The organism is Pseudomonas sp. 300 (assembly GCF_055803035.1).
In genome coordinates this window covers 285,470-306,081 of record NZ_JAVLRV010000003.1, presented here as the reverse complement: position 1 = coordinate 306,081, position 20,612 = coordinate 285,470, and the positions used below count along the sequence as shown (strand labels likewise).

The 20,612-nt window shown below is 60.7% G+C and carries 18 protein-coding genes and 2 pseudogenes; 8 read left to right on the top strand and 12 right to left on the bottom strand.

Features of this window, described 5'->3' with window-relative positions; genetic code table 11:
* Positions 1-2 precede the first annotated feature (2 nt).
* Together mutM and Q7W83_RS26775 are read left to right on the top strand one after the other, a co-directional pair.
* Positions 3-815 (top strand): bifunctional DNA-formamidopyrimidine glycosylase/DNA-(apurinic or apyrimidinic site) lyase, encoded by an 813-nt coding sequence (mutM, locus tag Q7W83_RS26780; protein WP_150638018.1) that lies wholly within the window; start codon positions 3-5, stop codon positions 813-815.
* 49 nt (positions 816-864) lie between these two features.
* A complete protein-coding gene (locus Q7W83_RS26775) occupies positions 865-1,188 on the top strand; it encodes a multidrug transporter (RefSeq protein ID WP_473658000.1) in 324 nt (107 codons plus the stop codon).
* A 123-nt stretch (positions 1,189-1,311) separates the two neighbouring features.
* Here the strand turns inward: Q7W83_RS26775 and Q7W83_RS26770 are convergent, their stop codons facing one another.
* From Q7W83_RS26770 to Q7W83_RS26750, 5 genes are all read right to left on the bottom strand, one after another.
* On the bottom strand, positions 1,312-1,563 hold the full coding sequence (locus Q7W83_RS26770) for a YfhL family 4Fe-4S dicluster ferredoxin (protein ID WP_003195146.1): 252 nt from the start codon (positions 1,561-1,563) through the stop codon (positions 1,312-1,314).
* 102 nt (positions 1,564-1,665) lie between these two features.
* Positions 1,666-2,145, bottom strand: coding sequence for a pantetheine-phosphate adenylyltransferase (gene coaD, locus Q7W83_RS26765; protein ID WP_007945531.1), 480 nt, complete (start codon positions 2,143-2,145; stop codon positions 1,666-1,668).
* A gap of 115 nt (positions 2,146-2,260) precedes the next feature.
* Complete coding sequence (locus Q7W83_RS26760) at positions 2,261-3,856, bottom strand: GMC family oxidoreductase (RefSeq protein WP_150653961.1); 1,596 nt, start codon at positions 3,854-3,856, stop codon at positions 2,261-2,263.
* Positions 3,857-4,010: 154 nt separating this feature from the next.
* The gene (locus Q7W83_RS26755; protein WP_458376942.1) at positions 4,011-4,556 is read right to left on the bottom strand and encodes a twin-arginine translocation pathway signal protein; all 546 of its coding nucleotides are present in this window, start codon (positions 4,554-4,556) and stop codon (positions 4,011-4,013) included.
* A 28-nt stretch (positions 4,557-4,584) separates the two neighbouring features.
* Positions 4,585-6,015, bottom strand: a complete 1,431-nt coding sequence (locus Q7W83_RS26750; RefSeq protein WP_150638012.1) for a coniferyl aldehyde dehydrogenase — start codon at positions 6,013-6,015, stop codon at positions 4,585-4,587.
* Positions 6,016-6,162: 147 nt separating this feature from the next.
* On the opposite strand from Q7W83_RS26750, the gene Q7W83_RS26745 reads away from it, so the two are divergent.
* Entirely contained in the window at positions 6,163-6,834 is a 672-nt protein-coding gene (locus tag Q7W83_RS26745) for a TetR/AcrR family transcriptional regulator (protein ID WP_150632758.1), read from the top strand.
* Between the two features lie 33 nt (positions 6,835-6,867).
* On the top strand, positions 6,868-7,722 hold the full coding sequence (locus tag Q7W83_RS26740) for a sulfurtransferase (RefSeq protein ID WP_150638011.1): 855 nt from the start codon (positions 6,868-6,870) through the stop codon (positions 7,720-7,722).
* A 93-nt stretch (positions 7,723-7,815) separates the two neighbouring features.
* On the opposite strand, the gene Q7W83_RS26735 is transcribed toward Q7W83_RS26740, so the two are convergent.
* The 7 genes and pseudogenes from Q7W83_RS26735 to Q7W83_RS26705 form a co-directional block, all read right to left on the bottom strand.
* On the bottom strand, positions 7,816-8,643 hold the full coding sequence (locus Q7W83_RS26735) for an AraC family transcriptional regulator (protein WP_150632812.1): 828 nt from the start codon (positions 8,641-8,643) through the stop codon (positions 7,816-7,818).
* 4 nt (positions 8,644-8,647) lie between these two features.
* Positions 8,648-9,646 (bottom strand): hydrolase, encoded by a 999-nt coding sequence (locus Q7W83_RS26730; protein WP_473657996.1) that lies wholly within the window; start codon positions 9,644-9,646, stop codon positions 8,648-8,650.
* 154 nt (positions 9,647-9,800) lie between these two features.
* Positions 9,801-11,156, bottom strand: a pseudogene (locus Q7W83_RS26725) (M16 family metallopeptidase); the annotation flags it as partial.
* Positions 11,157-11,180: 24 nt separating this feature from the next.
* A pseudogene (locus tag Q7W83_RS26720) lies at positions 11,181-12,446 on the bottom strand (M16 family metallopeptidase); the annotation flags it as partial.
* 182 nt (positions 12,447-12,628) lie between these two features.
* The gene (gene rsmD / locus Q7W83_RS26715; RefSeq protein ID WP_150632761.1) at positions 12,629-13,240 is read right to left on the bottom strand and encodes a 16S rRNA (guanine(966)-N(2))-methyltransferase RsmD; all 612 of its coding nucleotides are present in this window, start codon (positions 13,238-13,240) and stop codon (positions 12,629-12,631) included.
* Positions 13,240-14,730, bottom strand: coding sequence for a M16 family metallopeptidase (locus Q7W83_RS26710; protein WP_150638007.1), 1,491 nt, complete (start codon positions 14,728-14,730; stop codon positions 13,240-13,242). The genes rsmD and Q7W83_RS26710 overlap by 1 nt, the downstream gene beginning before the upstream one ends.
* The gene (locus Q7W83_RS26705; RefSeq protein ID WP_150638005.1) at positions 14,723-16,078 is read right to left on the bottom strand and encodes a M16 family metallopeptidase; all 1,356 of its coding nucleotides are present in this window, start codon (positions 16,076-16,078) and stop codon (positions 14,723-14,725) included. Before Q7W83_RS26705 ends, Q7W83_RS26710 begins: the two co-directional genes overlap by 8 nt.
* Before the next feature lie 344 nt (positions 16,079-16,422).
* Between Q7W83_RS26705 and ftsY the strand changes: the two genes are divergently transcribed.
* The 4 genes from ftsY to rpoH all read left to right on the top strand — a co-directional run bounded on the left by ftsY (position 16,423) and on the right by rpoH (position 20,549).
* Positions 16,423-17,895, top strand: a complete 1,473-nt coding sequence (ftsY, locus tag Q7W83_RS26700; RefSeq protein WP_150638003.1) for a signal recognition particle-docking protein FtsY — start codon at positions 16,423-16,425, stop codon at positions 17,893-17,895.
* Positions 17,892-18,563: a cell division ATP-binding protein FtsE gene (ftsE, locus tag Q7W83_RS26695; protein ID WP_020295825.1), complete on the top strand. Its 672-nt coding sequence runs from the start codon at positions 17,892-17,894 to the stop codon at positions 18,561-18,563. Before ftsY ends, ftsE begins: the two co-directional genes overlap by 4 nt.
* Positions 18,560-19,582 (top strand): permease-like cell division protein FtsX, encoded by a 1,023-nt coding sequence (gene ftsX, locus Q7W83_RS26690; protein WP_150632765.1) that lies wholly within the window; start codon positions 18,560-18,562, stop codon positions 19,580-19,582. The genes ftsE and ftsX overlap by 4 nt, the downstream gene beginning before the upstream one ends.
* 112 nt (positions 19,583-19,694) lie before the next feature.
* Positions 19,695-20,549: an RNA polymerase sigma factor RpoH gene (gene rpoH / locus Q7W83_RS26685; protein ID WP_007897890.1), complete on the top strand. Its 855-nt coding sequence runs from the start codon at positions 19,695-19,697 to the stop codon at positions 20,547-20,549.
* Positions 20,550-20,612 lie beyond the last annotated feature (63 nt).

Here is a 20,612-nt window from a genome sequence, read left to right as displayed (position 1 = left end):
CCATGCCTGAACTGCCAGAAGTCGAAACCACCCGCCGCGGGATTGCGCCTCACCTGGAAGGCCAGCGCGTCAGCCGGGTGGTCGTGCGTGATCGTCGCCTGCGCTGGCCGATCCCTGAAGACCTGGATGTGCGCCTTTCCGGCCAGCGTATCGTGCTGGTGGAACGGCGTGCCAAGTACTTGCTGATCAACGCCGAAGTCGGCACGTTGATCAGCCATCTGGGCATGTCGGGCAATCTGCGTCTGGTGGAAGTCGGCATGCCGGCGGCCAAGCATGAGCATGTGGACATCGAACTGGAATCGGGCCTGGCCCTGCGTTATACCGACCCGCGACGGTTCGGCGCGATGCTCTGGAGCCTCGATCCGCTCAACCACGAATTGCTGATTCGCCTGGGCCCGGAGCCGTTGACCGACCTGTTCGACGGTGAGCGCTTGTTCCAGCAATCCCGCGGGCGCTCGATGGCGGTCAAACCGTTCATCATGGACAACGCGGTGGTGGTCGGCGTCGGCAATATCTACGCGACCGAAGCGCTGTTTGCGGCCGGGATCGATCCGCGTCGTGAGGCCAAGAGTATTTCCCGGGCGCGCTATCTGAAATTGGCGATCGAGATCAAACGCATCCTGGCCGCCGCCATCGAGCGCGGCGGTACGACGTTGCGCGACTTTATCGGTGGCGACGGTCAGCCCGGTTATTTCCAGCAGGAATTGTTCGTGTACGGCCGTGGCAGTCAGCCGTGTAAGGTCTGCGGTACAGAGCTGCGGGAAGTCAAACTCGGGCAGCGCGCCAGCGTCTTTTGCCCGCGCTGTCAGAGCTGATATGTCCTACGGTCTATAGTCAGTGTTCTCACTGCTATAGGACTGAGCCATGAACCTGCTTCGAACCGCTGTCGTCGTTTTGCTGCTGAGTGTCGGTGCACCAGCGCAGGCGGCAAACACGGGCAGCGGTGATCCGCGCTACACCATCCAGAATCCCCCGGCGTACGCCATGCTTGGCGACTTGCTGATTGCCCGACCCTTGCTGGTCGTGGCAACGGTGATCGGCGCGGGGGCGTTTGTGGTGTCGTTGCCGTTTACCGCGTTGGGCGGCAATGTCGGCGATGCAGGACAGGCGTTGGTGGTTGACCCGGCGAAAGCGGCGTTCGTGCGGTGTCTGGGGTGTATCGGGGAGGGGTTTGAGCAGCGGGAGTGAAACCAGTCACATGTTTGGTGTGTTTGATGGCCTCATCGCGAGCAAGCCCGCTCCCACAAGTGACCGCGCAATACCTGTGGGAGCGGGCTTGCCCGCGATGGCGTCAGGACAGACTCCGCACATTCAAGCCTTGCCGGTAATCTTCCGGTACTTCTCCATCAACTGCTCTTCAGTCTCCGGATGCGCCTCGTCCAGTGGAATGCAATCCACCGGGCAGACCTGCTGGCACTGAGGTTCGTCATAGTGGCCGACACACTGGGTGCACAGGTTCGGGTCGATCACGTAGATCTCTTCGCCTTGGGAAATGGCGGCGTTCGGGCACTCGGGTTCGCAGACGTCGCAGTTGATGCAATCGTCGGTGATGATCAGGGACATGCTAACTCCAGCCGGGGCGGCAGGCCCGGGCGCTAAAAACCAATGCGCGCAATTGTGCCGCATTGGCGCCCGCAGTGCACGCGGGCGCCGCTTGAGCGGTCGTTACTTCTTGAAGCGTTCGGTCAGGGCGTCCGCCACCGCAGGGTGCACGAACTTGGTGATATCGCCGCCCAAGGCCGCGATTTCACGGACCAGCGTCGAGGAGATGAACGAATAACGCTCGGACGGCGTAAGAAACAGGCTTTCCACATCCGGCGCCAGCTGACGGTTCATGTTGGCCAGCTGAAATTCGTATTCGAAGTCCGACACGGCGCGCAAACCACGCAGGAACACGTTGGCATTCTTCTCTTTGGCGAAATGCGCCAACAGCGTCGAGAAGCCGACGACTTCAACGTTCGGCAGATGTTTAGTGACCTCGCGGGCCAGCTCCACACGTTGTTCCAGGGGAAACAACGGGTTTTTCTTCGGGCTGGCAGCAACGGCGATGATCACATGATCGAACAGGCGCGCGGCGCGTTCGACCAAGTCGCCATGGCCCTTGGTAATAGGGTCGAAGGTACCTGGGTACAACACTCGGTTCATCGCGTCGTCCTGGCGGGAGTCCGTTGGGGAGTCGGATGGTATCGCAGCCTTCCCGGTCGGCCAAGTCGCCTGTTGGGTAAGAAAGCACTATAGACGATGGGAATATTCGCTCTTTTCAAGGTTTTTTCAAACGTTCGGCCAGCGAAGTTGCCAGTTGCGCCGTCAGCCCGTAGACCGACAATTGCGGGTTTGCACCAATGCTGGTGGGAAACAGCGAGCCATCGTGGATCGATAGATTGCTGAGCTGATGATGCCGGCCGAGGCTGTCGGTTACAGCGTTTTTCGGGTCCTCGCCCATGGCACAACCACCCATCACATGGGCACTGCCCAGCCGTGTGCGATACAACTCAAGGCTCAGACCGTCGATCAGCGTGCGTGCTTCAGCCAGGGTTTTCACATAGCGCGCATCAGCGTGCATCGGCATCACAGCGTTGGCACCGCCGGCGAACTGGATTTCGGCCATGCTGTGGAAGGCGCGACGCAGTCCGTCCCAGGCGTAGGGTGAAACCTGATAGTCGAGCACGGGCGTGTTGTCACCGCGCAACTCGACACTGCCGCCAGGGCTGTCGGGGTGAAAACCATCGCGCAGCAACGCCAGCATGGCGTGGGTATGCGGCAGGTTCTCCATGTGTCGGGCGCTTTCCTGGCCAAAACCGCCGAGCAAGGTGGCCGCCAGCGCCGGGTGCAGCGGTGGCACTTCGAGTTTGTAAGCCATCTTGCCGGTCGTGCCGTCCTGCCATTGGAAGTGGTCGGAGTAGATCGACTGTGGCGCGCCGTAGAACGGGTTGATCACCTCGTCGAACAGCCCCGCGGACATGTTGACCAGATGCAGAAAGGTCCGTTTGCCCAGCCGCTTGTGCGGGTCCGGCGCCTTCGATCGCAACAGCAGCGCAGGGCTGTTGATCCCGCCGCCAGCCAGCACGTAATGCCGCGCCTTGACCGTGATCGTCTTACCCGTGGGGGCGACGCAACGGTCGTCCATCGCCACGCATTGCAGGCCGGTGACCTTACCGTCCTTGATCTCCAGTTTTTCCGCGCGGGCCAGGTAAATCAGTTCGCCACCCTTTTCCAGGGTCGCCGGAATCGTCGTCACCATCATCGATTGCTTGGCGTTGGTCGGGCAGCCCATGCCGCAATAGCCGAGGTTCCAGCAACCGCGCACGTTGCGCGGGATGACGTGCCAAGCGTAACCGAGCTTCTCGCAGCCCTTGCGGATCACGTCATTGTTGGCGTTGGGCGGGACCCTCCAGGGCGCGACGCCGAGACGCTGCTCCATTTTCTCGAACCATGGCGCCATCTCGGCCGGGCTGTGGCCTTTGACGTCGTGCTCTCTGGCCCAGTGTTCGAGCGTCGGCTCCGGTGTGCGGAAACTCGAGGTCCAGTTGATCAGCGTGGTGCCGCCCACCGCGCGGCCCTGAAGGATGGTGATCGCGCCGTCCTTGCTCATGCGGCCGATGCCTTCTTGATAGAGGCTGGTGTAGGCCTGGTCTTCAAGCATTTTGAAGTCGCTGCTGGTTTTGAGCGGACCTTCTTCGATCAGCAACACTTTGTAGCCGGCGGCGCTGAGGATTTCAGCGGTGGTGCCGCCGCCCGCGCCGCTGCCGATGATCGCCACGTCCGCTTCGAGGGTCAGGTCTTCGGTCAGTTGCGAGCCGTCGCGGGTTTTCCAGCCGCGGGCCATGCCTTCGCGGAACGGATCGGGTACGGGCATATTCGGGTTCTCTTATTGTTTTTCGATTCTGTGGTGAAGCGGCTGACGCCTTCGCGGGCAAGCCCGTTCCCACAGGATTTAAGGTGGGCCACCCTTTTGTGAACGACTCGAACTCTGTGGGCGCGGGCTTGCCAGCGATTGGGTCGACCGGGTCTCAAACCGTAGGCGGCCCGGGATACCCGCAATGCGCCCACGACTCCGCCCGGCTGTACCACGCCATCATCACCAGTTGCAGCAACGAGCTGTGGCCCATGCGCAACAGGCTTAATGAACTGTTTTCCCAGCGATCAAGAAAGTGCCGAATCTCATCAGCACTGGCGTTTTCCCAACTGCCCCAAATCCCGGTCAACGGCCCACGCGTCACGGCCATTCCCAGCACATCGAACAATTGCCGAGTCAGCTTGAGCATTTCCGGCGACAGGTGATTGAGGCTGTTATCCAGGCAGTGCAAGGTCTGGTCGAGCGCCATCGGCATTGTTCCGGCGACCACGGCGCCCTCGAGCATCACCGGAATCAGCGCCCGCAAAAACAGCAGATCGCCGCTGCGCAGCATCGCGAAACCGTCGGCCGGGAGGCTCGACGAACAGCCGCTGAGGCTCGCGCCCAAACCGGCCGTCGCCAGGAAAACACTCGCGCCGAGGCTGAATTTAAGCAAGCCGCGCCGAGACAGCGCGGGTGTATCGGACAGGCTTGGGCTCATTATTGTTATTACCCGACGGTGACGGTCATTAGCGGATAAACAGCTTCTGGATCAGTTTCTGAATGGATTTGCCGTACGGCGGGTAGATCAATTTCGCCGCGTTGAAACGCTGTTTGATCAGCACACCCTTGGCCTTGCTGAAGGTCAGGAAACCTTCATGGCCGTGGTAATGGCCCATGCCTGAGGCGCCGATGCCGCCGAAGGGCATGTCGTCCTGCGCGACGTGCAGCAACGTGTCGTTCAGGCACACACCGCCGGAATGGGTTTCATGCAGGACGCGGTTTTGTTCGCGCTTGTCGTAGCCGAAGTAATAGAGGGCCAGCGGACGAGGTCGCTGGTTGATGTAGGCAAATGCTTCATCCAGATCCTTGTACGGAACGATTGGCAGCAGCGGGCCGAAGATTTCGTCCTGCATCACCATCATCTCGTCGGTGACGTTGAGCAGCAGGCTATGGCTCATGCGCCGGCCTTGGCCCTGATCGAACAGCGGAATCAGCAGCGCGCCTTTGCTGGTGGCATCGCTGATGTAGCCGTTGAGCCGGGCCAGTTGCCGGTCATTGATGATCGCGGTGTAGTCCGGGTTGTCAGCCAGTGTCGGATAAAACCCACGAACCGCCTGACGGTAGGCTTCGACGAAAGAGCCCACGCGATCCTCCGGCACCAGCACGTAGTCCGGGGCGACGCAGGTTTGCCCGGCGTTCAGCGTCTTGCCGAACGCAATGCGTTCGGCGGCGTCCTTCAACGGCACATCGCGAGAGACGATGGCCGGGGATTTGCCGCCCAGCTCCAGCGTCACCGGCGTCAGGTTCTCGGCCGCCGCGCGCATCACGTGTTTGCCAATGCTGGTGGCGCCGGTGAACAGCAGGTGATCGAAACGCAAGCGGGAGAACGCTACGCCGATATCAGCCTCACCGAGCACCACGCAAACCAGGTCTTCGGGAAAGATCCGGCCCAGCAGCTCCTTGAGCAGCAGGCCCGTGGCGGGGGTCGACTCGCTGAGTTTGAGCATCACCCGATTGCCCGCCGACAACGCGCCAACCAACGGCCCGATGGCCAGGTACAGCGGGTAGTTCCACGGCACGATCACCCCGACCACGCCCAGCGGTTGATAAACCACTTTGGCCGAGGCCGGCTGAAAGGCCACGCCGACTTTGCGCCGCGAAGGTTTCATCCAGCCATTGAGGTGCTGACTGGCGTAATGAATGCCGTGCAGGCTGGGCATCAGTTCCGCGAGCAGGGTTTCATCGGCGCTGCGGTGGCTGAAATCCTGGCTGATCGCATCGATCAGGGCCTGACGTTCATTGCTCAACAAATCGCGCAGGGCTTTGAGCCATTGAAGTCGCTGGGCAGCGGGCGGCATCGGGTTGGCGGCATAGGCTGCGCGCTGGGCGTCGAACCGGGTTTGAAGTTCCTCCAGGGGCTGCTGCAGGTTCTGCAGATAGGCGATGTCAGCAGTCATGGTCGGCTCCGGATTTTATTGTAATGAAAAGCTTTTTAGAGTTTGTGCTCTATAAAGTCAAATGCCATCCTGGCATCGTGTTGTTTTATCCACTCGCAGTTAGGCCGTAAGATGCCCCTCAACGCACTCTGAATTAAAGCTCAAGCCATGGCCCCTCGGATCAAAACCAGCGAGCGCATCGTGCAGAACAGCCTGGAGCTGTTCAACCAGCAGGGCGAGCGCAGCATCAGCACCAATCACATTGCTGCCCACATGGAGATTTCTCCGGGCAACCTGTACTACCACTTCCCCAACAAGCAGGCGATCATCGCCGTGTTGTTCAGTGAGTACGAAAGCCTGGTGGACAGCTTCCTGCGCCCGCCCCAGGGGCGCGCCTCGACGGTTGAGGACAAGCGCTTCTACCTTCAGGAGTTGCTGGCGGCGATGTGGCGCTACCGGTTTTTGCACCGTGATCTGGAGCACTTGCTCGACAGCGATCCGGAACTGGCCGCCCGTTATCGGCGCTTTTCCCAGCGCTGCCTGATCCATGGCACGCACATCTACGCCGCCTTCGTCGATGCGGGCATCCTGCAAATGGACAAGGTGCAGATTGAATCCCTGACGCTCAATGCGTGGATCATCCTCACGTCCTGGGTGCGTTTTTTGTGCACCACGCGGGAAAACTCCAATCACCTGAGCGAGCAGGCGATCAAGCGTGGCGTGTATCAGGTGCTGGTGCTGGAGGCCGGCTTCGTCACCGATCAGTCTCGCGATGCGGTGAACGCGCTGTGCGAGGAGTATTACGTGCCGCTGGCCCAGGCGCTGGAAGAAGTGCAGTAGGATTCAAAATCGACAACCTCACAGGAGCCCGTTATGCCCATTGCGCAACTGATCAGCCCGCAAGCACTGGACCTGAAAAAGGACCAGCCGGGGTTGGTGATTCTTGATTGTCGTTTTGCCCTCGATGACCCGGACTATGGCCAGCGCAGCTATGCCGAAGGGCATATCGCCGGGTCGAGCTTCGCCGATCTTGAACGTGATTTGAGCGGGGCGGTGGTCAAGGGTGTGACCGGGCGTCATCCCTTGCCGCAACCTGCGGACTTGATCGAACGCCTGCAAGCCTGGGGCATCAATGCCGACAGTGATGTGGTTTTGTACGACGACGGCCCGGGTGCCTATGCGGCGCGGGCGTGGTGGTTGCTGGCCTGGCTGGGCAAGCGTGACGGCGTGTTTATCCTCGATGGCGGACTCAAGGCGTGGCACGCAGCGGGTTTGCCCTTGAGCCTCGATGCTCCCGGTGTTGAACGTGGCACCTTCACGGGAACGCCGGACAATGCGTTGCTGTTGAGCGCCGAACAGCTTCAGCAGCGTCTCGGTCAGCCCGATTTGACCTTGCTCGATGCGCGCGCCTTGCCACGTTTCAAGGGTGAAGTGGAACCGATCGACCCGATTGCAGGGCACATTCCCGGCGCACAATGTGCGGCGTTCACCGACAACCTGGGGAGCGACGGGCGTTTTCTGCCGGCCGATCAGCTCCAGCAGCGGTTTGCCGCGAAACTCGGCAACCGTTCACCGACCGATCTGGTGGCGTATTGCGGTTCCGGCGTGACGGCGTGCCATAACCTGTTCGCCTTGTGCCTGGCGGGCTATCCGTTGGGGTCGTTGTATGCCGGGTCGTGGAGCGAGTGGATCAACGAGCCTGCGCGGGGCGTCGCCACTGGCGAGTAACACCGATCTCCTGTAGGAGCCGGCTTGCCGGCGATTGGGACAACGCGGTCTGTCTGAAACACCGCAACGTTCTTATCGCCAGCAAGCCGGCTCCTACAGGAGTGCTCTGCGATACGCCCCCGGCCCCACCCCGTACACCTGCTTGAACTGTCGACTCAGATGACTCTGGTCGGCAAACCCCAATTGCGTCGCGACCTCCAACGGCAAACAGCCGCCCTGCAACAACGCTCGCGCCCGAGCGATGCGCTGCTGCATCAACCAGGTGTGCGGTGGCATGCCAGTGGCGCTGCGAAACACCCGGGCGAAGTGAAAGGGTGACAGGTTGACCGCTGCCGCAAGTTCTTCCAGCGACGGCGGTGCCGCCAATTGCGCTTGCAGCAGTTCCTTGGCCTGCGTCACTGCCCGGTGTTCCTTGCCGGGTTTGCCGGCGTCCGGAACGGCGGCGTGACGTTGCAGCAACGACAACATCATTTCTCGCCAGGCTGTCTGCTGTTGCAGGGCGGTGGACGGCGTTTCGAGCAGACGATGCAGTTGGCAGAAGCCTTTCACCAGATCCGGATCGCGATACAGGGTGGCGCCAAATGCCGGTAAATGATGGGCCGGCAGTTCCAGCTCATCGAGCAGCGACAGAATCTGCCCGCTATCGGGATAAAACGCCCGGTACAACCAACCGTCTTCCGTGCCCTTGTGCCCAGTGTGCAATTCATCCGGATTGATCAACACCAGCGTGCCGCTGCCCGCCAGGTGTTCAGCGCCCCGATAGCGATATCGCTGGGCGCCGGCCAGGATCATGCCGATCACGTAACCGTCATGCACATGCGGGGCGAAACGGTGTTCGATGTAGCGTGCGGACAACAACTCGACCCCGGCCAGCGGCGCTGTTTGCCAGAAACGGATCGACTCACCCTGATCGGTCTGCATCGATTTACCCGCGACCCACGGCGGCCAGCCACTGTGGGATGCGCCGTTCAAGGTAGTAACCTGGCTGCCGGAACGAGCCATCGACAAAGCCGACATGCCCGCCCTTGGCTTGCAGTTCGAATTGAGTGCAGGCGGACAATTCCTCGGCTTGCGGCAGGCTGTGAGGAAATACAAACGGGTCGTCGGCTGCCTGAATGATCAGCGTCGGCGTGCGAATCTCGCCCAGGAAATAACGGCTCGAGGCGCGGCGATAGTAATCCTGCGCATCAGTGAAGCCGTGCAACGGCGCGGTGACCCGGCCATCGAAATCCCAGAAGGTGCGCATGTTTTCCAGCGAGCCCAGCGCGGCCAGCTTCGCCAGGCCATCCTCGCGCCCGTCATGCTGGAACTGCCGCTGCTTGTTCTTGATGTAGGCGACCATCTCGCGCATGAAGTGCGCCTGGTACACCTTGGAAAAACCCTGGCCGATACGGTCGGCGCACTGATCGAGCCGAAACGGAACCGACACCGCGACGGCGCTGAGCACGCCACTGTCGCTGCCGGTCTCGCCCAAGTGTTTGAGCAAAACGTTGCCGCCGAGGGAATAACCGACCGCGTACAGCGGCGCGAGCGGTCGTTTGGCCCGCAGGTGCTTGATGGTTTCGGCCAAATCTTCGCTGGCGCCGGAATGGTAGCTGCGCGGCAACAGGTTTGGTTCGCCCGAGCAGCCGCGCCAGTTCAGCGCGACGCTGGCCCAGCCTTGGGCGTCCAGGGCTTTTTGCACGCCGGCCACGTAAGGCGAATTGGAAGACCCTGTCAGGCCATGCAACACCAACACCAGCGGCGCATCGGCGCTGTGTGGGCCATGCCAGTCCAGGTCAAGAAAGTCGCCATCTTCCAGCCACAAGCGTTCGCGCTCGCGCTCGATATGCGTGGTTTTGCGCCAAAGCGGTCCCCACAAGGTCTGCAAGTGCGGATTGCCCAGGCCGAAGGCAGGGGTGAAGCGTTCTGGCGGAGGGGACACGATTGCTCTCGATGCAGCGGTGCGCAACCTGTGCGCACCTTTTCAGGCCGGTCGGTTAACCGGCGATCTCTGCCATACGTTGCCACAACGAACAGTAGAGTCGCTCGGTTTTCTGCTTTCCGATGCTGCGAAAGTCGCCTGACAGATTGAGCAATTACCTGGCAGGTTCGACAGTAGGCTCCGGCAATGGCTTTTGCGGGACGATCGGTCCTGCGCTGATGATGACCAATTTGTCCATGCTCAGGTGTTTGTTCAAGGCGGTTTTGACTTGCTCTACGGTGAGGCGCTGGGACTGCTGCATGAAGTCGTCCAGATGATTCAACGGCAGGTTATAAAAGCCGATAGACGCCAGTTTCGCGACGATTTGTGCGTTGCTGGCAGTGGACTGCGGGAAGCTGCCGGCCAACGCGCGTTTGGCATCATCCAGTTCTTTTTCGGTCGGGCCGGTTTTAAGGTAGTCGGCGAGCACGTCCTGTACCAGTTTCAGAGTGCCTTCGCTTGTTTCGGCGCGGGTCTGCAGTTTGATCATGAATGGACCGCGCGCCTGCATCGGGGTGAAGGCTGAAACTACCCCGTATGTCAGGCCACGTTTTTCGCGGACTTCGCTCATCAGACGAGTGCCGAAACCGCCGCCAAGGATCTGGTTGCCCATGAACAGTGCCGCGTAGTCTGGATTGTCATGGTCGATGCCCAGTTGGGCGAGCATCAGAATGGTCTGTTGCGATGGGAATTCGATGTGGCTTTTGCTGGCATTGGGTTCTATCGGCTGCGGGACTTTCGCCAGGGCCGGGCCTTCGGGCAGGGTTGCGGATATCTTCGCGGCAATGGCTTCGGCTTCGATACGGGACAAGTCGCCCACCAACGCGATCACCACGTTGCCGGCCGCGTAGGTTTTTTCGTGGAACGTGCGCAGCTGGGCCGGGGTGATGGACGGAATGGCTTGCGCCGTGCCACCGCTGGCGTGCGCGTACGGATGATCGCCATACAAGCGGTTCATCAACTCAAGACTCGCCAGTTTGCCCGGGTCATGCTTCTGATCTTCGAAAGTGGCGAGGGTCTGATTGCGCAGGCGCGCATACGCGTCGTCAGGGAAGGTCGGCTTGCCTACGACTTCGGCGAAGAGGGTCAATGCCGGTTCGAGTTTGTCCTTGGCGCTGAGGCTGCGCAGGGAGACTTGCGCCGTATCCAGATCAGTGCCGGGGGCATACTGTGCGCCCAGGCTTTCGAAACCTTGGGCAATAGCGTTGGCATCACTGCCGGCAACCCCTTCGTTGAGCATCACGTTTGTCAGCATGGCCAATCCCGGAGTGTCTCCATCCCGGCTGCTGCCGGCAGCGAAGGTCAGACGCACGTCGAACATCGGTAACCCTCTGGCTTCGGCGAACAACACTTTGGCGCCTTCGGCGGTATTCCAGGTCTGAATGTCGACCATGCGGTGACTTGGCGCCTTGCCGTCGAGTTCAGTCAGCGATTGCAGCATTTGGCCGGAGTTCTCCTTGTCGGGCACTTCGCCGTCGCCGGACTCATCCCCCTCCTCTTTATTGGCCTCCATTGGCAGTATATGGGCGGCGCTGAGCCGCTCGCGGGTGAAATACAGCGTGGCGGCTTTCTGGATGTCTTCTGGCGTGACGCTTTCCAGCTCGGCCAGTTCGGTGTCCATCAGTTTCCACGACAGGCCGAAAGTTTCCAGTCGGCCGATAGCGCTGGCCTGGCGGGTGACCGAGTCGCGCTCGTAAACCACCCCGGCGATGACTTGCGCGCGTACGCGTCCCAGTTCTTCAGTGGTCGGCGGAGTGGTTTTCAGCTGGTCCAGCAGCCTCCACAAACCGGCTTCGGCCTGGGCGATGGTTTTGTTTTTTTGGTTGTTGGGTGTTGCCGACAGGAGAAACAGGCTGTCGCCCCGGGTGTAAGTGCTATAGCTCGACGAACCGTCGGACACCAGCTCTTCATCGCGTTGCAGTTGCGTCGGGATGCGCGCGCTGTGGCCGTCGCCGAGCAAGGCCGAAATCAGGCGCAAGGCATGCACTGAGCGTTTGTCTTTGGCGGTGGCGATACTCGGCACGTTGAAGGCCAGCATCAGGCTGGGCAATTGCGTCTTCACGTGCAGAGTAATCTTGCGTTCACCGGGCCTGGCCAGTTCCAGCGGTCTTTTCGCGGCCGGCACATCGCGTTTGGCGATCGGGCCGAAGTAGCGTTGGGCCAGGGCTTTGACTTCGTCCGGGGTCACGTCGCCGACCACCACCAGCGTGGCGTTGTTCGGCGCATACCAAGACTCATACCAGTGACGCAGTTCTTCGACCTTCATCCGGTCGAGGTCCGCCATCCAGCCGATGGTGGGCGTGTGATAGCCGCTGGCCGGATAGGCCATGGCCTTGAAGCGTTCGTAGGCCTTGGCCATTGGTTTGTCATCGGTGGTCTGGCGACGTTCTTCCTTGATGACGTCGATCTCCCGGGCGAACTCGTCGACCGGCAGAAGCAGATTGGTCATGCGGTCCGCTTCCAGCTCGAAGGCCACGCCCAGACGATCACGAGCCAGCGTTTGGTAGTACGCGGTGAAGTCGTTACCGGTGACGGCGTTGAATTGGATGCCGAGCTCGCGCAGGAGTGGCAGGATTTTGCCTGGGCCGACTTTTTTGCTGCCCTTGAACATCAGGTGTTCCAGAGCGTGGGACAAGCCGGTCTGACCTGGGGGCTCGTAGCTGGCGCCGACCTTGTACCAGACCTGGGAGGCTACCACCGGAGCCCGATGATCCTCGCGCACAATGACCTTGAGGCCGTTATCGAGTGTGAACTCGGTAGTTGAACTGGAAGTTGTCTCGTTAGTTAATACTTTCATTCCGTTAATAGTCCTTTGCGTCCATGCGAGTTGTTTCGCAAGTTCACAATGAACTAAAGGAAAAGAACCAGGCAAACCGGGTATGTTGCCGTTTGAGAAAACGGGAGGGTGTCCTGGACGGACGGTATTCCGTCCAGGCGATTCCTTTAAGAAGGTGTTTCAGTGCTTCGCTGCCACAACGAATAGTAGACGCGCCCGGATTTCTGCTCACGGTGCAGGCGCCAGTTGGCCGGCAGGCCGAGCGTCGAGGGTGCTGTTTCGCTTTCGGTGTACACCCACGCGTCGTCCGCCAGCCATTGGCGCTCTTCCAGTAGCGTGCAAACGGCCGGCAACAGGTTCTGGTTGAACGGTGGGTCGAGGAACACCACGTCATAAGCGCTCGCGGCCTGGGTCTCCAGATAGCGCAAGGCATCGGCCGTCTGAATCTGGCCGGTGGTGCAGCGCAGGGTGCCCAGATGTTCCTTGATGCTTGAGACCGCGATGTTGCTGGCGTCCAGCGCCTGGCCCATCGCAGCGCCACGGGACAGCGCTTCAAGGAACAGCGCGCCGCTGCCGGCGAATGGATCAAGTACCTTGGCGCCGGCGATATAAGGCGCGAGCCAGTTGAACAGGGTTTCACGCACCCGGTCCGGCGTCGGACGCAGGCCCGGTGCATCGGGGAAGCTCAGCTTTCGGCTGCCCCATTCACCGCCGATGATGCGCAGTTGGTTCACGCCGTTGTGCACGTTGTGAACAGGTTTTTTAGGACGAGTGGCCATTAATGCTCCGGAACCCCGAGCGGCTGCTCGGCAGGTTTATCAGTAGGGGCCGGTAACGGCTTTTGCGGCACGGTCGGGCCAGCGCTGACGATGACCATTTTGTCCGTGCTCAGGTGTTTGTTCAGTGCGTTTTTGACTTGCTCGACGGTCAGGTTCTGGGACTGCTGCATGAAGTCCTCCAGATAACTCAGCGGCAAATTGTAGAAACCCATCGCGCCGAGCTGACCGACGATGTCGGCGTTGCTGGCGGTGGACAGCGGGAAGCTGCCGGCCAGTTCACGCTTGGCGTCGTCGAGTTCTTTCTCGGTCGGTCCGGTTTTAAGGTAGTCGGCGAGTACGTCTTGCACCAGTTTCAGCGTGCCTTCGCTCATCTCGGCGCGGGTTTGCAGGTTAATCATGAACGGGCCGCGCGCCTGCATCGGAGTGAAGCCCGAATAAACGCCGTAGGTCAGGCCGCGCTTCTCGCGCACTTCGCTCATCAAACGGGTGCCGAAGCCACCGCCGCCGAGGATTTGGTTGCCCATGGACAGGGCAGCGTAATCCGGGTCGTCACGGTCGATGCCCAGTTGCGCGAGCATCAGGTTGGTCTGCTTGGATGGAAACTCGATGTGGCCGATGCTGGCTTTCGGTTCGGCAGGTTGCGGCAGTTTCGCCAGCGCCGGGCCTTTTGGCAGCGCGCCGGAGACTTGCGCAGCAATCGCCTCGGCTTCGGCGCGGGACAGGTCGCCCACCAGCGCAATCACCACGTTGCCGGCGGCGTAGGCTTTCTCATGGAACGCCTTCAACTGAGCCAGAGTGATGGCTGGAACGGTTTTCGCCGTGCCATCGCTGGAATGCGCGTACGGGTGATCGCCGTACAAGCGGTTCATCAGCTCGATACTGGCGAGTTTGCCGGGGTTCTGTTTCTGGTATTCGAAGCCGGCGAGCATCTGGTTCTTGATGCGCACAAACGAATCAGCGGGGAAGGTCGGTTTGCCGACGACTTCAGAGAACAGTTTCAGTGCCGGTTCGCGCTTGTCGGCGGCGCTAAGGCTGCGCAACGAGGCCAGCGCCATGTCCTTGAACGCGCCGTTGCCGAAGTCGGCACCCAGGCCTTCGAAGCCCTGAGCGATGGCGCCGACATCCTTGCCCGCCACACCTTCGTTAAGCATTGCGTTGGTCAGCACGGCGAGGCCCGGCGCATCGCCGTCCTGTCTGCTGCCGGCGGCGAAGATCAGGCGCATGTCGAACATCGGCAACTCGCGGGCTTCGACGAACAGCACCTTGGCGCCTTCGGCGGTGTTCCAGGTTTGCACGTTGAGCGAGCGGCGACTCGGCGCCTTGCCGTCGAGCTCGGCCAGCGATTGCAGTTTCTGGCTGGACTTGGCCTTGTCGAGGGCCTCGCTGGCGTTGGAATCATCGGTCTTGGAGAAATAGAAGATCGCCGAGCCGATCAGTGCGACAGCGATCAGGCCGATCAAGGCCAGACGTGGTTTTTTACGCTCACTCATGAGTCGTCTCCAGTGGCAGGACATGGGCGACGCTGAGACGTTCGCGGGTGAAATACAGCTTGGCGGCTTTCTGGATGTCCTCTGGCGTGACGCTTTCCAGTTCGGCCAGTTCGGTGTCCATCAGTTTCCACGACAGGCCGACCGTTTCCAGTTGACCGATGGCGGTGGCCTGGCTGGTGATCGAGTCACGCTCGTAAACCAGGCCGGCAATCACCTGAGCCCGCACGCGCTCCAGCTCTTCGGTGGACGGCGCGGTGGTTTTCAGCTGTTCGAGCAGCTTCCACAAACCCGCTTCGGCCTGGGCCATGGTTTTGTTTTTCTGAGTGTTCGGGGTTGCCGAAAGCGTGAACAGGCTGTCGCCGCGGGTGTAGGCGTCGTAGCTCGACGAGCCACCGGACACCAGCTCTTCGCCGCGCTCCAGTTGCGTCGGGATACGCCCGCTGTAGCCGCCATCGAGCAGGGCCGAGATCAGGCGCAAGGCGTTGACCGAGCGTTTGTCTTCGGCGGTGGCGATGCTCGGCACGTTAAAGCCCAGCATCAGGCTCGGCAGTTGGGTCTGCACGTGCAGGGTAATCTGCCGTTCGCCGGGCTCGGCCAGTTCGACCGGTTTTTTCGCCGGTGGCACGTCGCGTTTGGCGATCGGGCCGAAGTAGCGTTGGGCCAGGGTTTTCACTTCGTCCGGCGTCACGTCACCCACCACCACCAGTGTGGCGTTGTTCGGTACGTACCAGGATTGGTACCAGTGGCGCAGCTCTTCGACTTTCATGCGGTCCAGGTCCGCCATCCAGCCGATGGTCGGCGTGTGGTAGCCGCTGGCCGGGTAGGCCATGGCCTTGAAGCGTTCGTAGGCCTTGGACATCGGCTTGTCGTCGGTGCGCAGACGACGTTCTTCTTTAATGACTTCGATCTCGCGGGCGAACTCGTCGGCCGGCAGGCGCAGGCTGGCCATGCGGTCGGCTTCGAGTTCGAAGGCCACGCCCAGACGGTCGCGGGCCAGCACTTGATAGTAGGCGGTGAAGTCGTCGCTGGTGAACGCGTTCTCTTCGGCGCCAAGGTCGCGCAGGATCAGCGAGGCCTCGCCGGGGCCGACTTTCTCGCTGCCCTTGAACATCATGTGCTCCAGGGCGTGGGACAAACCGGTCTGCCCTGGCGTCTCGTAGCTGGAACCGACCTTGTACCAGACCTGGGAAACCACCACCGGTGCACGATGGTCTTCACGCACGACGACCTTCAGACCGTTGTCGAGGGTGAATTCGTGGGTGGGTTGCGGATCGGCAGCGAGGGCTGAAAGTGGCAGACAAACTGTGCTGAGCAGCAGGCCTGCAGCGCGGCGGGCTAGAGCATTCATTCGTTTTTAAACCTGTTGAGCTGCCCGCTTGTTCTTAGCGTCGGCGGGCGAGAGGGTGCTAGGATACTGATCCGTTTTACTGGCGGCCACGCCTATCAGGCCTTTGATCGGTCAGCAGGTTGTTTGGGTTTGCGCCGGAAGCTTTGAGTTTGTCAGCTAAACTCTGCGTTTTCGCCGACGATGCCGTTCCAGTCCTTCGTATTAGTCGACCTTTGAGGCGCTGTTTGCACCTCTACAAAATGTTGCGCGTGAACAAGCTGGGTCAATCGCAGTCTGTTCTGCATCGAATATTTATTTGCCGAGGCGCCCTTTGGCGCGTCGCTACTGTGAGATAGCCGTCCTCCATGTTTGGTTCCAACGACGACAAGAAAGCCCCAGCTGCGGCTGGCGAGAAAAAAAGCCTGTTCGGATGGCTGCGCAAAAAGCCGCAGGAAACCGTCGTCGAACAGCCACAACCCATTCCTGAGCCAGAACCTGCACCGGTAATAAATGAAGCGCCGGCGCCGGTCGTCTTGCCGATCTCCGAGCCGGTGCTGCAGCCGGTGGTTGAGGCACAACCTGAAGTTGTGGCTGAACAGCCGCAGACCCCAGCCGCCGAGCCGTGGCTGACATTGCCGGTGGCGGAAGAGCCGGTGGCATTGGTTGAGGACGAGTTGGCGCCGCACTTTACGCCGCCGATTCCAGCGCCGAGCGCGTTTTCTCCTGCGCCGGTTCAGGTGCCAGTGATTGAGCCGGTTGTTGTGGCCGAGCCTGCGCCGGTTGTTCCAGAGCCTGTGATTCCAGCCTTTGTTGCGCCGGTTGTTCAAGCGCCAGAGCCTGCACCGGTCGCCGCGCCCGTCGTGCCGGTCGAAACACCCGCAGAGCCTGCGCGCACCGAAGAAACCAAAGCCGGTTTCTTCGCCCGCCTCAAGCAAGGCCTGTCCAAGACCAGCGCCAGCATCGGCGAAGGCATGGCCAGTCTGTTCCTCGGCAAAAAAATCATCGATGACGAGCTGCTCGAAGACATCGAAACCCGTCTGCTGACCGCCGACGTTGGCGTTGAAGCCACTTCGGTGATCATCCAGCGCCTGACCCAAAAGGTTGCGCGTAAAGAGCTGGCGGATGCCGACGCTCTCTACAAGTCCCTGCAGGCTGAACTGGCGGCGATGCTCAAACCCGTCGAGCAACCGCTGAAAATAACCTCGCAGAACAAGCCGTTCGTGATCCTCGTGGTCGGCGTCAACGGCGCCGGCAAGACCACCACCATCGGCAAACTGGCGAAGAAGCTGCAGCTCGAAGGCAAGAAAGTCATGCTGGCGGCGGGCGATACCTTCCGCGCAGCAGCGGTGGAGCAATTGCAGGTCTGGGGCGAGCGCAACAAGATTCCAGTCATCGCCCAGCACACTGGCGCCGACTCGGCTTCGGTGATCTTCGACGCCGTTCAGGCTGCCAAGGCCCGTGGTATCGACGTGTTGATCGCCGACACCGCCGGTCGTCTGCACACCAAAGACAATCTGATGGAAGAGCTGAAGAAAGTGCGCCGGGTCATCGGCAAGCTCGACGCCGACGCGCCCCACGAAGTGCTGTTGGTGCTCGACGCCGGCACCGGGCAGAACGCCATCAGCCAGGCCAAGCAATTCAACCAGACGGTCGAACTGACTGGCCTGGCGCTGACCAAGCTCGACGGCACCGCCAAGGGCGGGGTGATTTTCGCCCTGGCCAAGCAGTTTGGCCTGCCGATCCGCTACATCGGCGTCGGTGAAGGCATCGATGACTTGCGTACTTTTGAAGCAGAACCCTTTGTCCAGGCACTGTTTGCCGAGCGGGAGCGTTCATGATTCGTTTCGAACAGGTCGGTAAACGCTACCCGAACGGTCACGTCGGCTTGCATGAGCTGAGCTTTCGAGTCCGTCGGGGCGAATTCTTGTTTGTGACCGGCCACTCTGGCGCCGGTAAAAGCACCTTGTTGCGTCTGCTGCTGGCCATGGAGCGGCCGACCACCGGCAAATTACTGCTCGCGGGCCAAGACCTCGGCACCATCAGCAACGCGCAGATTCCTTACCTGCGTCGGCAGATCGGTGTGGTGTTCCAGAACCACCAGTTGCTGTTCGATCGCACTGTGTTCAACAACGTCGCACTGCCGTTGCAGATTCTGGGTCTGTCCAAAGCCGAAATCGCCAAGCGTGTGGATTCGGCCCTGGAGCGCGTGGCGCTGTCGGACAAGACCGATCTGTACCCCGGCGACCTGTCCACCGGCCAGCAGCAGCGCGTCGGCATCGCCCGCGCCATCGTTCACCGCCCGGCCTTGCTGCTGGCGGATGAGCCGACCGGTAACCTCGACCCGCGTCTGGCGGCCGAAATCATGGGCGTGTTCGAAGACATCAACCGTCTGGGCACCAGCGTGCTGATCGCCAGCCACGACCTGGCCCTGATCGCTCGCATGCGTCACCGCATGCTGACCCTGCAACGCGGCCGACTGATCGGCGACGGGGAGGCCGGCGTATGAGTGCGACACGCAGCCCCAAGGTTTCCGAGCGCGTGGCGCCGAAAGCCGCCGATCCGCAACCGCAGAAGAAAAAACGCGACGATGACGACGGCCCGGACTTTGCCACGCTGTTCCGTGCCTGGATTGAAAGCCATCGCGCCAGTCTGCTGGACAGCCTGCGTCGCCTGGGCAAGCAGCCCATCGGCAGTTTCTTCACCTGCATGGTGATGGCGGTGGCCCTGAGTTTGCCAATGGGTCTGTCACTTTTGCTAAGTAATGTGGAACGTCTCGGCGGTTCCTGGCAGCGAGCGGCGCAGATTTCCCTGTACCTGCAACTTGAGGTCAGCCCGGCTGAAGGCGAGTCGTTGCGCGACCAGATCAAAGGCATTCCGGGCGTCGCCGATGCTGAATATGTCGGCCGCGATCAGGCGCTGGAAGAGTTCCAACAACAGTCCGGTCTGGGTGAGGCGTTGAAGGAATTGCCGGAAAACCCGTTGCCAGGCGTGGTGCTGGTGACCCCGAACGAGGTCGACAAGCCTGCGCTTGAAGCATTACGACAAAAACTTTCCGAGCTGCCGAAGGTACAACAGGCGCAACTTGATCTAGTCTGGGTCGAGCGTCTGGCAGCCATCCTCAAGCTGGGTGACCGTTTTGTCTTCGGTCTGACCGTGCTTCTGGTTTCTGCATTACTTTTGGTGATAGGCAATACCATTCGTCTTCATATTGAAAACCGCCGCACAGAGATAGAAGTGATTAAACTCGTCGGCGGCACTGACAGTTATGTGCGCAGGCCCTTTCTGTACATGGGCGCGTTGTATGGCTTCGGTGCGGGGATACTTTCCTGGGGCGTATTGGCGTTCGGCCTGAACTGGCTGAACGAGGCAGTGGTTGGACTGGCTGGTTTGTACGGCAGTAATTTTGCGCTGGCCGGAGTGCCAGTAGCCGACGGTCTGTCTCTCTTGCTTGGCGCGGTGCTGTTGGGGTATATCGGTGCATGGATTGCAGTCGCACGCCACCTGAGGGAGCTTGCGCCTAAGTAGTATCATTTTGCTCGTATTGACCTTTCAGCGTTTTTGGGAACTTGTCTTTCGGTTTCCGGTCAATTTTCGCAGTGCTGAACTGCACGAGTTTGTAAGACGGAGGTTTTTTCGTATGACCAATTCTTTGCAACCTGCATATGCTCTGGTCCCGGGTGCGAACCTGGAGGCCTATGTGCACACCGTGAACAGCATTCCATTGCTGACGCCGGAGCAGGAGCGTGAACTGGCCGAGAGTCTCTACTATGAGCAGGATTTGGGGGCGGCTCGGCAGATGGTGCTCGCCCACCTGCGTTTTGTCGTACATATCGCCCGTAGCTATTCCGGCTACGGTCTGGCTCAGGCTGACCTGATCCAGGAAGGTAACGTCGGCCTGATGAAGGCCGTGAAGCGCTTCAACCCGGAAATGGGTGTGCGCCTGGTGTCGTTCGCTGTGCACTGGATCAAGGCGGAAATTCACGAGTTCATCCTGCGCAACTGGCGCATTGTGAAAGTCGCGACCACCAAGGCCCAGCGCAAGCTGTTCTTCAACCTGCGCAGCCAGAAGAAACGCCTGGCGTGGCTGAACAACGAGGAAGTCCACCGTGTGGCGGAAAGCCTCGGCGTGGAGCCGCGGGAAGTGCGCGAGATGGAAAGTCGCCTGACCGGCCATGACATGGCCTTCGACCCGGCCGCAGAAGCGGACGATGACAGCGCTTTCCAATCGCCGGCCAACTATCTGGAAGACCACCGGTACGATCCGGCCCGTCAACTGGAAGATGCTGACTGGAGCGACAACTCCAACCACAACCTGCACGAAGCGCTGGAAGTGCTGGACGACCGCAGCCGTGACATCCTTTATCAGCGCTGGTTGGCTGAAGAGAAAGCCACGCTGCACGACCTGGCGCAAAAGTACAACGTGTCGGCCGAGCGTATTCGTCAGCTCGAGAAGAGTGCGATGAACAAGCTCAAGTTGTCGATCGCCGCCTAAGCTGCGCGAAGGCAATAAAAAACGCCCCGATCATTGATCGGGGCGTTTTTGTTTGTGCCCATT